The sequence below is a fragment of the Pseudomonas peli genome, from assembly GCF_050563605.1.
Taxonomy (GTDB): Bacteria; Pseudomonadota; Gammaproteobacteria; order Pseudomonadales; family Pseudomonadaceae; genus Aquipseudomonas; species Aquipseudomonas peli_A.
Window position 1 is genome coordinate 102,456 of record NZ_JBNXUH010000010.1, and the last position, 12,373, is coordinate 114,828.

Consider the following 12,373-nt stretch of genomic DNA (forward strand, 5'->3'; position numbering starts at 1 on the left):
CAAGGCTTGCGGCGCAAAGAGATAACTCACGCCGCTGAGATGGCCGCCCGTGATCGGCCTCGCGCACACCGCACCTGACCTGATTAGGAGATAGACAATGGCTTTCGAATTGCCGCCGCTGCCCTACGCACATGACGCCCTGCAGCCGCACATTTCCAAGGAAACCTTGGAATTCCACCACGACAAGCACCACAACACCTATGTCGTGAACCTGAACAACCTGGTCCCTGGCACCGAGTTCGAAGGCAAAACCCTGGAAGAGATCGTCAAGACCTCCTCAGGTGGCATCTTCAATAACGCCGCCCAGGTCTGGAACCACACCTTCTACTGGAACTGCCTGGCGCCTAACGCCGGTGGCCAGCCGACTGGTGCCCTGGCTGACGCGATCAACGCGGCCTTCGGCTCCTTCGACAAGTTCAAAGAAGAGTTCAGCAAAGTTTCCATCGGCACGTTCGGCTCCGGCTGGGGCTGGCTGGTGAAGAAGGCTGACGGCTCCCTGGCTCTGGCCAGCACCATCGGCGCCGGCTGCCCGCTGACCAGCGGCGACACCCCGCTGTTGACCTGCGACGTCTGGGAACACGCCTACTACATCGACTACCGCAATATGCGTCCGAAGTATGTTGAGGCGTTCTGGAACCTGGTCAACTGGGACTTCGTAGCGAAAAACTACGCCGCCTAAGTACCTGCGTTACCCACAAGAAACCCGGCCATGTGCCGGGTTTCTTGTTATGTGGATAAGCGTTTTACAGCAGCTTGCGCGGGGGAAAAGCCAGGTGCAGCGCCTCCACTTGCTGCACCGCCTGACTCAGGCGCTGGTCGGCGATGACCGGCCCCAGGTACTCGCACAGGCCGATATACAGCAGGTTGAGCAATTGCCGTAACTGCTCAAGGCCCAAGCCAGCCGGCTCCAGCGCAGCACCCTGCTCCAGCCAGGCGCGCACCAGCAGACGCTGTTCGTTAGCCACACTCAAACCGCCCAGGTTGCCCGCGGCAAAGCGCCGCAAACGCGGCACCAGCTCCGCGTCCAGGTCATTCAACAGCACCCGGCTCAGCGCCTCGAAGGTATGTCGTGCCTGGCTATCCGGGCCGACCCGTAGCGGCGCCGCCACGCCCATCCGCTGCCGCCAACTGTGCAGCAGCGGCTCCGGGTCCGGCAGCAAGGCCGATAGCGGCCCGGTCAGCGCCCCCACCAGTTCGCGGTAGAGCTTGGCGCGCTCCAGTTTGCGTTCAGTCGTCGCGGCCACTTCGCCGAGAAACTCATTGAGGGCGAACGGCGGTTTGTCGGCGTATTTGCTTTCCCACAGCGCCAGCACGGCCAGCAGTTCGTCCTCGGCAAAGTGCCCGGCCAGCCCGGTGTAGATCGCCCGTCGGCGAGTTGCCAGGCTCATCTCACACCCTCCTCGGCAAGTCGTTACTGTCGAAGGTCACGGCCAGGTTGAACTCGGGATAACCCACCTCGGCATGTTCGGCATAATCCAGGCCGCGTTGTTCATGCTGGGTGGAGGTACGCAGGCCGAGTGTTTTCGCCAGCAATAGATAGAGCATCAGCGCCAGCGGGAAGGCCCAGACAAACGCCACACCGGCGCCGAGCAGCTGCACGCCGACCCGCGACCAGTTGAACAGATCGCCACTGAAGAACAGCCCGGCCGCCACAGTGCCCCAGACGCCGGCAAAACCATGCACTGGCACGGCGCCGACCACATCATCGAGCTGCCAGCGCTCCAGCAAGCGCATGCCGAACACCACCACAAAGCCGGCGACCAGCCCGGTCAGCAGGGCAAACAGCGGCGACATCGTCGCGCAACCGGCGGTGATGCCGACCAGCCCACCCAGCGAGCCGTTCACCGTGGTGGTCAGCAGCACCGGGCTGGAGGTGCTGCGCTGCGCCAGAAATGCGCCCAGTGCCCCGGCAGATGCCGCCAGATGGGTATTCAGGGCAATCAGGCCGAGGCTGACATTCATCTCCAGGCTGCTGCCGGCGTTAAAGCCAAACCAGCCGACCCAGAGAATAAAGCCGCCCAGCGCGACCAGGCTGAGGTTGTGCCCGGGAATGCTGCGCGGCGTGCCGTCCGCAGCAAAACGGCCCAGACGCGGACCCAGCACCAGAATACCGGCCAGCGCACACCAGGCGCCGACGCTGTGCACCACGGTCGAGCCAGCGAAATCAATAAAACCCAAAGCCGCTAACCAGCCCTGACCGCCATAGATGCCGCTCCACACCCAACTGCCGAACACCGGATAGATAAACCCGCTGATCACCACCGCGCCAATCAGGTAGGCCGAATAGCGCGTACGCTCGGCCATGGCGCCGCTGGCGATGGTCGCCGCCGTAGCCGCGAACATCATCTGAAACAGCAGAAAGGTGAAATCCCAGGGCTCACCCGTATGCGGCGCGAAATGGCTCATACCGAACCAGCCGGTGATATTGCTGCCGAACATCAGGCCGAAGCCCAGCAGCCAGAAGGTGATGCCGCCGACGCAGCCGTCCATGTAATTTTTCATCATCACATTGACCGCGTTCTTCGCTCGCGACATGCCGCTTTCCAGCAAGGCAAAGCCGGCCTGCATAAAGAACACCAGCACACTGGCCAACACCAGCCAGGCGGTGTTGAGCGCCTCATCGCTGGCCGCCTGCGCCAATGGCGAAACCGCAAAAACAGCTATCCCTAACAGTCGAGTTTTCATTGCAGCGTCCCCCGTAACGGTGAGTACAGGGGGCTTCGCAACTCTCATGCCAAACAAAAAAATAGCTGGGAGCCATTTTTAACGTTGCGTAACAACGGCCCAAAGGGTGGCCGCCAGGGATGGCAGGCCATATAAAACCGCCCAACGGTGCTCAAGCCATAGGTAACTCGCACCGACACAGTGCAAGCAGCCAACACAGCTGCCCGCGCCCGCGCCATCGCCGCGCAGATAATTTGTTCGACAAAGTTTGGTAATGGCCCTTTGACTGCAAGCGCGACTTTGCCAATACTCACTAGCGTCTGACGCCGAAGGCCTCGAACAAGGAACCGTCATTTGAAGCTGGAACTTAAAAACAGCTTGTCTCTCAAGTTGCTCCGCGTAGTGCTGTTATCAGCGCTCATAGTCGGCGTGGTCTTGAGTCTTGCGCAGATTGTTTTCGACGTTTACAAAACACGTCAGGCAGTCGCCAACGACGCGCACCGAATTCTTGGCATGTTCCGCGACCCATCCACCCAGGCGGTCTACAGCCTGGATCGGGAAATGGGCATGCAGGTGATCGAAGGGCTGTTCCAGCATGAGTCGGTGCGCATGGCCGCCATCGGCCACCCCAACGAACCGATGCTGGCGGAGAAAGCCCGAGAGCAGGTCGATATCCCCACCCGCTGGCTGACCGACCCGATCCTTGGCAAAGAACAGAATTTCACCACCCAGCTGGTTGGCCGCGGTCCCTACAGCGAGTACTACGGCGACCTCAGCATCACCCTCGACACGGCCCCCTACGGCGAGAGCTTTGTCACCAACTCGGTGATCATCTTTATCTCCGGTGTGCTGCGCGCCCTGGCCATGGGTCTGGTGCTGTACTTGGTCTATCACTGGCTGCTGACCAAACCGCTGTCGAAGATCATCGAGCACTTGACCAACATCAACCCGGACCGTCCCAGCGAACACAAGCTGCCGATGCTCAAGGGTAACGAGAAGAACGAACTGGGCCTGTGGATCAACACCGCCAACCAGTTGCTATCCTCCATCGAGCGCAACACCAATCTGCGCCGTGAAGCAGAAAACAGCCTGTTGCGCATGGCCCAGTACGACTTCCTCACTGGCCTGCCGAACCGCCAGCAACTGCAACAGCAACTCGACCAGATTCTCGAAGACGCCGGCCGCCTGCAGCGCCGCGTAGCGGTACTCTGCGTAGGCCTGGATGACTTCAAAGGGATCAACGAACAGTTCAGCTACCAGACCGGTGACCAGTTGCTGCTGGCCCTGTCCGACCGCCTGCGCAGCCACAGCGGCCGTCTCGGCGCCCTCGCGCGACTAGGCGGCGACCAGTTCGCCCTGGTGCAGGCCGATATCGAGCAGCCTTATGAGGCCGCCGAACTGGCGCAGAGCGTGCTCGACGACCTCGACAACCCATTTATGCTCGACCAACAGCAAGTGCGCCTGCGTGCGACCATCGGCATCACCCTGTTCCCGGAAGATGGCGACAGCACCGAGAAACTGCTGCAGAAAGCCGAACAAACCATGACCCTGGCCAAAAGCCGTTCGCGCAACCGTTACCAGTTCTATATCGCCAGCGTCGACAGCGAAATGCGCCGCCGCCGCGAACTGGAAAAAGACCTGCGCGACGCCCTGGCGCTGAATCAGCTGCACCTGGTCTACCAACCGCAGGTGGATTACCGCGACCACAGCGTGGTCGGCGTCGAAGCGCTGCTGCGCTGGCAGCACCCACAACATGGCTTCGTACCGCCGGATCTGTTTATCCCGCTGGCCGAACAGAACGGCACCATCATCCCGATTGGCGAATGGATTCTCGACCAGACCTGTCGCCAGCTACGTGAATGGCACGACCAGGGCTTCACCGAGCTGCGCATGGCAGTCAACCTCTCCACCGTGCAGCTGCACCACGCCGAGTTGCCACGAGTAGTGAACAACCTGATGCAGGTCTACCGCCTGCCACTGCGCAGCCTGGAGCTGGAAGTCACCGAAACCGGCCTGATGGAAGACATCAACACCGCCGCCCAGCACCTGCTCAGCCTGCGCCGCTCCGGCGCGCTGATCGCCATCGATGACTTCGGTACTGGCTACTCCTCGCTGAGCTACCTGAAGAGTCTGCCGCTGGACAAGATCAAGATCGACAAGAGCTTCGTGCAGGACCTGCTGGAAGACGAAGACGATGCCACCATCGTGCGCGCCATCATCCAGCTGGGTAAGAGCCTCGGCATGCAGGTCATCGCCGAGGGCGTGGAAACCGTCGAGCAGGAGGCCTACATCATCGCCCAGGGCTGCAACGAGGGTCAGGGCTACCTGTACAGCAAGCCACTGCCCGCCCGCGAACTGACCGCCTACCTGAAGCAGGCGCGACGGCTGAACAGCGCAGCCAACCCCGCCACGCTCTGACGTCAAACGCCTACGAAAAAGCCCGCCAAATTTGGCGGGCTTTTTTATGCGCAGCGTTTTCACCTAGAAGCTGTTGATGCCCAGCAACCAGGCCGCTGCCAGCGCGCCGGCCAGACACAGCACTACACCGCCAGCTGCCTGCCAGTAGAACTGACGCACCAACTCATCCTCACCGGCGCAAGAAAGGATAAACGGCTGCGCCTCGCGTGGTTTGCCCAGGTGATGTTGCACCGGCTGAGTGCTTTGCCGACGATGCCGGTCTTCGGCTTCCAGGCCCGCAGCCAGCTGCACGCGCTGCCATTCACGCTCATCCAGCTGGCCATTGCCGTCACTGTCGAAGCGCTGCAGCAGGCCGCCAAAGTCGCCCTTCCATTCGCGGATTACCGCACCTTGAGCCGCTGGCAGATCCAGGCCCTGGCGACCGCCACCGCTGCTGCGAAAATCACCGATGGCATACAGCGGTTGGCCGGCATGCAAGCGCTCCTCGGTATAGCGATAGCGCTCATCATTGCTGAACAGCGCGCGCCAACCGGTTTTCGCCGCGCCCAGGGGATGACGCAAGCTGCCTTTCCAGACTTCACGGGTCAGCGGCCGCACCTGCGCGCCGCGCGGGTCGATCAGGCAACTGCCGGTGCTGTCGTCGAGTTGCAGTAACGCCTCGCTGCTGCCGCTTTCCAGGGTGCGCCAGCTGCGTTTCTTGCCGCTTGAGGTGTATTCCTCAATCTTGTAACGCCACCACAGGCAGGGCGTATTGGTCAGCGGACCGAGCAGCGCAGGCTCGGTACTGTCATGCAGTACGCCATAGAACTCGACATAGCCCTGAGCCGCCGAGCGAATCTTCGAGGTCGGCGTATCGAGCAAATGCCGCGCCTGGGAGAAACGCCGCAAGAACCACCACGCCCCGCCCGCACTGACCGCCACACTGCAGGCCAAGCCAACAAGCTGTCCTTGAATATCCACGGCTTAGCCAAACAGCGACTTGAGATCGACATCGGCTTTCTCGCCCTCGCTGAACTCCAGCAGCGCCGCTTCCTTGAAGGCAAAGGCGCGAGCAATGATCACGTCGGGGAACTGCTCGATGCGCACGTTGTTCAGGTTAACCGCCTCGTTGTACAGCTCGCGGCGGTCGGCAATGCCGTTCTCCAGGCCACTGATGCGCTGCTGCAGGTGCTGGAAGCTCTCATTGGCTTTCAGCTCCGGGTAGTTCTCCGCCAGGGCGAACAACTGACCCAGGCCGGCGCGCAGGCCCGTCTCGGCCTTGCCCAGGGCATTCATATCGCCTTTGGCCTGGGCGCTGGAAACCGCCTGGCGCGCAGCAATCACCGCTTCCAGGGTGCCGCGTTCGTGCTGCATGTACTGCTTGCAGGTTTCCACCAGCTTGGGCAATTCCTCGTGACGCTGCTTGAGCATCACATCGATGTTCGACCAGGCCTTGCTCACGCCATGCTTCAAACGCACCAGCGCGTTGTAGAGCACCACGGCATAAGCCGCGAGCAGGACCAACAGCACAATGATGACAACACTGGTAAGGCTCATGCGGAACTCCTGAGTGGTTCTTGAAGGCAGCTGTACTGGCATTTTAGCCCTATCGAATTGCCCGATCGCAGACTTTGCCCACAGCTCGCGGTGAAAAAGCTGCATTGACCCTTTGCGCAAAATGAAAATCTTTCGCATTATGTTTCGGTTTTTGTACCCGCTTGCGTGGGTGCTTACTCTCACCAGCAAAGGATTCCGCCATGCTCCGTATGCCCCTGGCCTCGGCCAGCCTACTTGCCATCGCCATTACACTCGCCGGTTGCGGTGAAGACAAAGCACCAGCCACCCAAGCTGCCGCACCTGCCGCCAGCAGCGCCAGCGCTCCGGTAGCCGCCACCAGCCAAGTCGATGAAGCCGCCAGCAAAGCCGTGGTCAGCCACTACGCAGACCTGGCCCTGGCCGTCTTCAGCGACGCCGCCAGCACCGGCAAAACCCTGCAAGGCGCCATCGATGCCCTGCTCGCCAACCCGAATGACGACACCTTGAAAGCCGCCCGCGAAGCCTGGCTGGCTGCCCGTGTGCCTTACATGCAGACTGAAGTGTTCCGCTTCGGCAACGCCGTGGTCGACGATTGGGAAGGCCAGCTGAACGCCTGGCCGCTGGACGAAGGCCTGATCGACTACGTCGCCAAGGACTACCAGCACGCCCTGGGCAACCCAGGTGCCAGCGCCAACATCATCGCCAACACCGAACTGCAGGTCGGCGAAGACAAGCTTGACGTCACCACCATCACCCCGGAACTGCTGGCCAACCTGAATGAGCTGGGCGGCTCCGAAGCCAACGTCGCCACCGGCTACCACGCCATCGAATTCCTGCTCTGGGGCCAAGACCTCAACGGCAGCGGCCCTGGTGCCGGCGAGCGTCCAGCCAGTGATTTCGTCGTGGGTGAAGGCGCCACTGGCGGCAACAACGAGCGTCGCCGCGCCTTTATCAAAGCCGCCGCCGACCTGCTGGTCAGCGACCTTGATGCCATGGTTGTGCAGTGGCAGGCCGGCAACGCCGACAACTACCGCGCCAAGCTGGAAGCTGAATCGGCTGAAAACGGCCTGCGCAAAATGCTCTTCGGCATGGGCAGCCTGTCCCTCGGCGAACTGGCCGGCGAGCGCATGAAAGTCGCGCTGGAAGCCAACTCCACCGAAGACGAGCACGACTGCTTCAGCGACAACACCCACAACTCGCACTTCTACAACGGCAAAGGTATTCGCAACGTCTACCTGGGCGAGTACAAGAAGGTCGATGGCACCACCCTGACCGGCCCAAGCCTGTCGTCGCTGGTCGCCAAGGTTGACGCCGCCGCTGACAGCACCCTGAAAGCCGACCTCGAAGCCACCGAAGGCAAACTGCAGGCTCTGGTCGACAGCGCGGGCAACGGCAAGCACTTCGATCAGCTGATCGCCGCCGACAACGCCGAAGGCCAGCAGATCGTTCGTGATGCCATCGCCGCCCTGGTCAAGCAGACCGGTGCAATCGAACAGGCCGCCGGTAAGCTGGGTATCAGTGATCTCAATCCGGATACCGCTGACCACAGCTTCTAAGCACCTATTTACGATCTGCTGCGCGTCGGCCCTGCGGCGTTAAAAACAGGCTCGGCAAGCCGCTTGCGGCTAACGCGCTTTAGCGCGGCCCGAAGGGCGAGTGAAACGAGTAATGCTCGTGCACTCCGCTTGATTCGCTACGCTCACCCTTCGGGCCAGCCTGCGGCTGTTACTTCGCTTCGCTGCGTTTCTCGGCTGTTTTCGCTTTGTCTCGCTCTAGCTCGCGAAGTCCGAAAATTGGTAGCACATAAGAAGCCGCGACTTCTTAACCGGAGTTGCGGCTTTTTTGTGGCCTGCCATCCCTGGCGTCCACCCCTTCGGCGCCGGCGCTACGCGCCGTCAAAAATCGCTCCCGGCGATTTTTGACGACCTGCGACCTTTGGCCACCATCGATAATGCAAATCCGTCTTATTTAAAACTGATCAGACTGTTAAGATCGGCCGCCTGTTTTTCTGTTGCGGATGTCCTTTCATGTTTGCGCCGCATCGCGTTGCGCTGCTGCTGGCCTTGAGCCTGAGCCTGGTCGCCTGCGATAAAACCCCACAGTTCACCCAGGCCGAGCCTGGCGAAGCCCTGTCTGCGGGCAGCACCACTGTGCGCAAGGCGGATCAGAACGCCTTCTCCCTGCCTTCAGCCAACCTGTCGCCCTCACGCCGCCTGGATTTCAGCGTCGGCAACAGCTTCTTTCGCAACCCCTGGGTCACCTCGCCAGCCACCACCACCGCGCGTGATGGCCTCGGCCCGCTGTTCAATACCAACGCCTGCCAGAACTGTCACATCAAGGATGGCCGCGGCCATCCACCGGCCGCCGATGCGCAAAGCGCGGCGTCCATGCTGGTGCGCCTCTCGATTCCGGCGGGTAGCGAACATAGCGAAATCATCCAGCGCCTTGGCGTGCTGGCCGAACCCACCTACGGCGCTCAGCTGCAGGATATGGCCAACCCCGGCACCGCCCCCGAAGGCAAGGTGCGCGTAAGTTACAACACGCAGCTGGTCAGCTTTGCCGACGGCCTCCAGGTCGAGCTGCGCAAGCCCAACCTGGAAATCAGCCAGCTCGGTTACGGCGCCCTGCATCCAGACACACTGTTCTCCGCGCGCATCGCCCCGCCGATGATCGGCCTTGGCCTGCTCGAAGCCATTCCCGAAGCGGCCATCCTGGCCAATGCCGACCCCGAAGACAGCAATGGCGATGGCATTTCCGGGCGCGCCAACCAGGTCTGGGACCGCGAGCAACAACGCACGGTGCTCGGCCGCTTTGGCTGGAAGGCCGGCCAGCCCACGCTCAATCAGCAGAATGCCGAAGCCTTTGCCAACGACATGGGCCTGACCAGCACGCTGGTGGCCCATGACAACTGCACAGCGGCGCAGACGGATTGCCGCAACGCGCCCCATGGCGGCGAGCCCGAAGTCAGCGACAACATCCTCGCCAGCGTACTGTTCTACACCCGCAACCTCGGGGTTCCGGCTCGCCGCGGCGCCGATACGCCGCAGGTGCTCGCCGGCAAAAATCTGTTCTACCAAACCGGCTGCCAGGGCTGCCATACCCCGCAATTCACCACTGCTGCCGATGCCGCCGAGCCCGAACTGGCCAATCAGCTGATCCGCCCCTACAGCGACCTGCTGCTGCATGACATGGGCGACGGGCTGGCAGATAACCGCCCGGAATTTCTCGCCAGCGGCCGCGAATGGCGCACCCCGCCACTCTGGGGCATCGGCCTTACGGAAACAGTCAACGGCCACACCCAATTCCTGCATGACGGCCGCGCACGCAACCTGCTGGAGGCGATTCTCTGGCACGGCGGCGAGGCCGAGGCGGCCAAGCAGCAGGTCATGACTTTCAATGCCGACGAGCGCGCCGCGCTGTTGGCTTTCCTGAACTCGTTGTAAGGAGCCGCAGATGATTCGCTCACCACTCACGCTCGCCCTGCTCAGCCTCACGCTCACCGCCTGCAGCCCGAGCGACCCGCAGCAGCAGGTCAGCCGCGCGCTCACCGATGGCGTATTGCTGCCGATCTACAGTGCCTGGAGCGAGGCCGACCGCCAGCTGGCCGCCAGCGGCCAAGCCTTCTGCGCCGGCCAACAGAATCTCGCCGAGGCCCGCCAGGCCTTTGCCAGCGCGCAAAGCGCCTGGGCCGCCGTGCAACCGGTAGCATTCGGCCCGCTGGCGGAAGGTAACCGCGCCTGGCAGGTGCAGTTCTGGCCGGACAAGAAGAACCTGGTAGCACGCCAGGTTGAAGCGCTGGTCAACAGCAAACCCGAGCTGACGCCAGCCGATCTGGATAAATCCAGCGTCGTGGTGCAAGGCCTGACCGCCTATGAATACCTGCTGTTCGACCCGGCCATCGATCTGAGCGTCGCCGAACAGAAAACCCGCTACTGCCCGCTGATCGTCGCCATTGGCCAGCACCAGCAAGTGCTGGCCGCCGATGTGCTGAGCCAGTGGCAAGCCAAGGACGGCATGGCCGCGCTGCTCAAGGACTTCCCCAATGCGCGCTACGCCGAAGCCCCGGAAGCGGTGGCCGAACTGCTGCGCACCCAGGTCAGCGCCATCGACGGGCTGAAGAAGAAACTCGGCACTCCACTCGGCCGCCAGAGCAAAGGCCAACCGCAGCCCTATCAGGCCGAAGCCTGGCGCAGCAAAGCCAGCCTGGCCAACCTCGCCGCCAGCCTGGCCAGCGCCGAGCGCATCTGGCTCGGTGCCGAGCAGGATGGCATCCAGGCGCTGCTCGGCAGTGATCAAGACGCCCTGAAACAACGCATCAACGCCGCCTACAGCGACACCCGCCAGCGCCTGGCCGCAGCCCAGCGCCCGCTCGGCGAACTGCTTAGCGACGAAGCCGGCCGCACCGAGGTCAACGCCCTGTATGACAGCCTGAATGTTCTGCATCGCCTGCATGAAGGCGAGTTGGCGAAGACCCTGGGCATCCAGCTGGGCTTTAACGCTCACGATGGTGACTGAGCCATGCAGATCAATCGCCGTGCCTTTCTAGGGCTGAGCATCGCTGCTGTTGCCGCTACGGCAGCGGCCGTCGGCACTTACGGCGGATGGACGCTAATGCACAGTAGCGCGCAGCCGCTCCTGCTGTCGGCGCGCAACGACAGCACCGGCAAGCACTTCGCGGTGGGCTACCGGCTGGATGGCAGCCAGGTATTTGCCACCCAGGTCAGCGAGCGCTGCCACGATGTTATCGGCCATCCGTTTCTGCCGATGGCGCTGTTTGTCGGCCGTCGCCCGAGCACTCAAAGCTACCTGATCGACACCCGCGACGGCCGTCTGCTGCAGACCCTGAATTCGCCCAAACAGCGCCACTTCTACGGCCATGCGGTGTTCCACAAGGACGGCGAATGGCTGTACGCCACCGAGAACGACACGTCCGACCCAGGTCGCGGTGTACTCGGCGTCTATCGCCTGCAAGGTGAACAGTTGCTGCGCAGCAGCGAACTGTCGACCCACGGCATCGGCCCGCACCAATTGCTCTGGCTGCCCGACGGTGAAACCCTGGCGGTAGCCAACGGCGGTATCCGTACCGAGGCTGACAGCCGGGTGGAAATGAACCTCGACGCCATGGACTCCAGCCTGGTGCTGCTGCGCCGCGACGGCAGCCTGATCAGCAAGGAGCAGTTGCCCGAACGCATGAACAGCGTGCGCCATATGGCCGTGGCCAGCGATGGCACTATTGTCAGCGGCCAGCAATATATGGGCGAAGTCAGCGATGCGGTGCCGCTGCTGGCGATCAAGCGCCCTGGCCAGCCCTTCCAGCACTTCCCGGTGGCCGACGCACAGCGCCAGCTGATGAACCAGTACACCGCCAGCGTGGCGATCCACAGCGAACTGCGCCTGCTCGCGTTGACCGCACCGCGCGGCAACCGGGTGTTTATCTGGGACCTGGACAGCACCGAGCTGCGCCTGGATGCGCCGCTGGCCGACTGCGCCGGAGTGGGCGCAGTAGCCGACGGTTTTGTGGTCAGTAGCGGCGTTGGCAGGTGCCGCCTGTACGACTGCCGCAGCACCCAGATCAGCAGCCAGCCGCTACAACTGCCTGCCGGGCTATGGGACAACCACCTGCGCCTGGTCTGAAAGCCCGGCGCCAGGCTGTTCTCCCTTCCATTCCCACGCCTGTAATACGCCTGCAGCACGCTAAAGAACGCGGCCGCAGAGCCGATCTATACTCATAGCTAGCCGCTGCTTCCAGGCAATCCGGCCCAGCTGATACCAGTCG

General features: G+C 62.4%; 10 protein-coding genes. 6 read left to right on the forward strand and 4 right to left on the reverse strand.

Annotated features, from left to right (window positions below; translation table 11 throughout):
* Positions 1 to 97: 97 nt before the first annotated feature.
* On the forward strand, positions 98 to 679 hold the full coding sequence (locus tag ACQ4LH_RS14140; RefSeq protein ID WP_167142437.1) for a superoxide dismutase: 582 nt from the start codon (positions 98 to 100) through the stop codon (positions 677 to 679).
* 64 nt (positions 680 to 743) lie between these two features.
* Here ACQ4LH_RS14140 and ACQ4LH_RS14145 read toward each other — a convergent pair whose 3' ends face one another.
* Both ACQ4LH_RS14145 and ACQ4LH_RS14150 read right to left on the reverse strand, forming a co-directional pair.
* Complete coding sequence (locus ACQ4LH_RS14145; RefSeq protein WP_430697738.1) at positions 744 to 1,388, reverse strand: hypothetical protein; 645 nt, start codon at positions 1,386 to 1,388, stop codon at positions 744 to 746.
* A gap of 1 nt (position 1,389) precedes the next feature.
* Positions 1,390 to 2,685 carry an ammonium transporter gene (locus ACQ4LH_RS14150; RefSeq protein ID WP_430697739.1) on the reverse strand — a complete coding sequence of 432 codons (1,296 nt, stop codon included), beginning with the start codon at positions 2,683 to 2,685 and terminating at the stop codon, positions 1,390 to 1,392.
* Between the two features lie 333 nt (positions 2,686 to 3,018).
* On the opposite strand from ACQ4LH_RS14150, the gene ACQ4LH_RS14155 reads away from it, so the two are divergent.
* Positions 3,019 to 5,082 carry a putative bifunctional diguanylate cyclase/phosphodiesterase gene (locus ACQ4LH_RS14155; RefSeq protein ID WP_430697740.1) on the forward strand — a complete coding sequence of 688 codons (2,064 nt, stop codon included), beginning with the start codon at positions 3,019 to 3,021 and terminating at the stop codon, positions 5,080 to 5,082.
* A gap of 63 nt (positions 5,083 to 5,145) precedes the next feature.
* Here the strand turns inward: ACQ4LH_RS14155 and ACQ4LH_RS14160 are convergent, their stop codons facing one another.
* The gene (locus tag ACQ4LH_RS14160) at positions 5,146 to 6,042 is read right to left on the reverse strand and encodes a GIDE domain-containing protein (RefSeq protein WP_430697741.1); all 897 of its coding nucleotides are present in this window, start codon (positions 6,040 to 6,042) and stop codon (positions 5,146 to 5,148) included.
* A 3-nt stretch (positions 6,043 to 6,045) separates the two neighbouring features.
* Complete coding sequence (locus ACQ4LH_RS14165; protein ID WP_430697743.1) at positions 6,046 to 6,618, reverse strand: LemA family protein; 573 nt, start codon at positions 6,616 to 6,618, stop codon at positions 6,046 to 6,048.
* A gap of 200 nt (positions 6,619 to 6,818) precedes the next feature.
* Between ACQ4LH_RS14165 and ACQ4LH_RS14170 the strand changes: the two genes are divergently transcribed.
* The 4 genes from ACQ4LH_RS14170 to ACQ4LH_RS14185 all read left to right on the forward strand — a co-directional run bounded on the left by ACQ4LH_RS14170 (position 6,819) and on the right by ACQ4LH_RS14185 (position 12,231).
* Entirely contained in the window at positions 6,819 to 8,153 is a 1,335-nt protein-coding gene (locus ACQ4LH_RS14170) for an imelysin family protein (RefSeq protein ID WP_430697744.1), read from the forward strand.
* A gap of 471 nt (positions 8,154 to 8,624) precedes the next feature.
* On the forward strand, positions 8,625 to 10,040 hold the full coding sequence (locus ACQ4LH_RS14175) for a di-heme oxidoredictase family protein (protein WP_430697745.1): 1,416 nt from the start codon (positions 8,625 to 8,627) through the stop codon (positions 10,038 to 10,040).
* Between the two features lie 10 nt (positions 10,041 to 10,050).
* Entirely contained in the window at positions 10,051 to 11,112 is a 1,062-nt protein-coding gene (locus ACQ4LH_RS14180; RefSeq protein WP_430697746.1) for an imelysin family protein, read from the forward strand.
* Positions 11,113 to 11,121: 9 nt separating this feature from the next.
* Positions 11,122 to 12,231, forward strand: a complete 1,110-nt coding sequence (locus ACQ4LH_RS14185) for a DUF1513 domain-containing protein (RefSeq protein WP_430697767.1) — start codon at positions 11,122 to 11,124, stop codon at positions 12,229 to 12,231.
* The last annotated feature ends 142 nt before the right edge of the window (positions 12,232 to 12,373 follow it).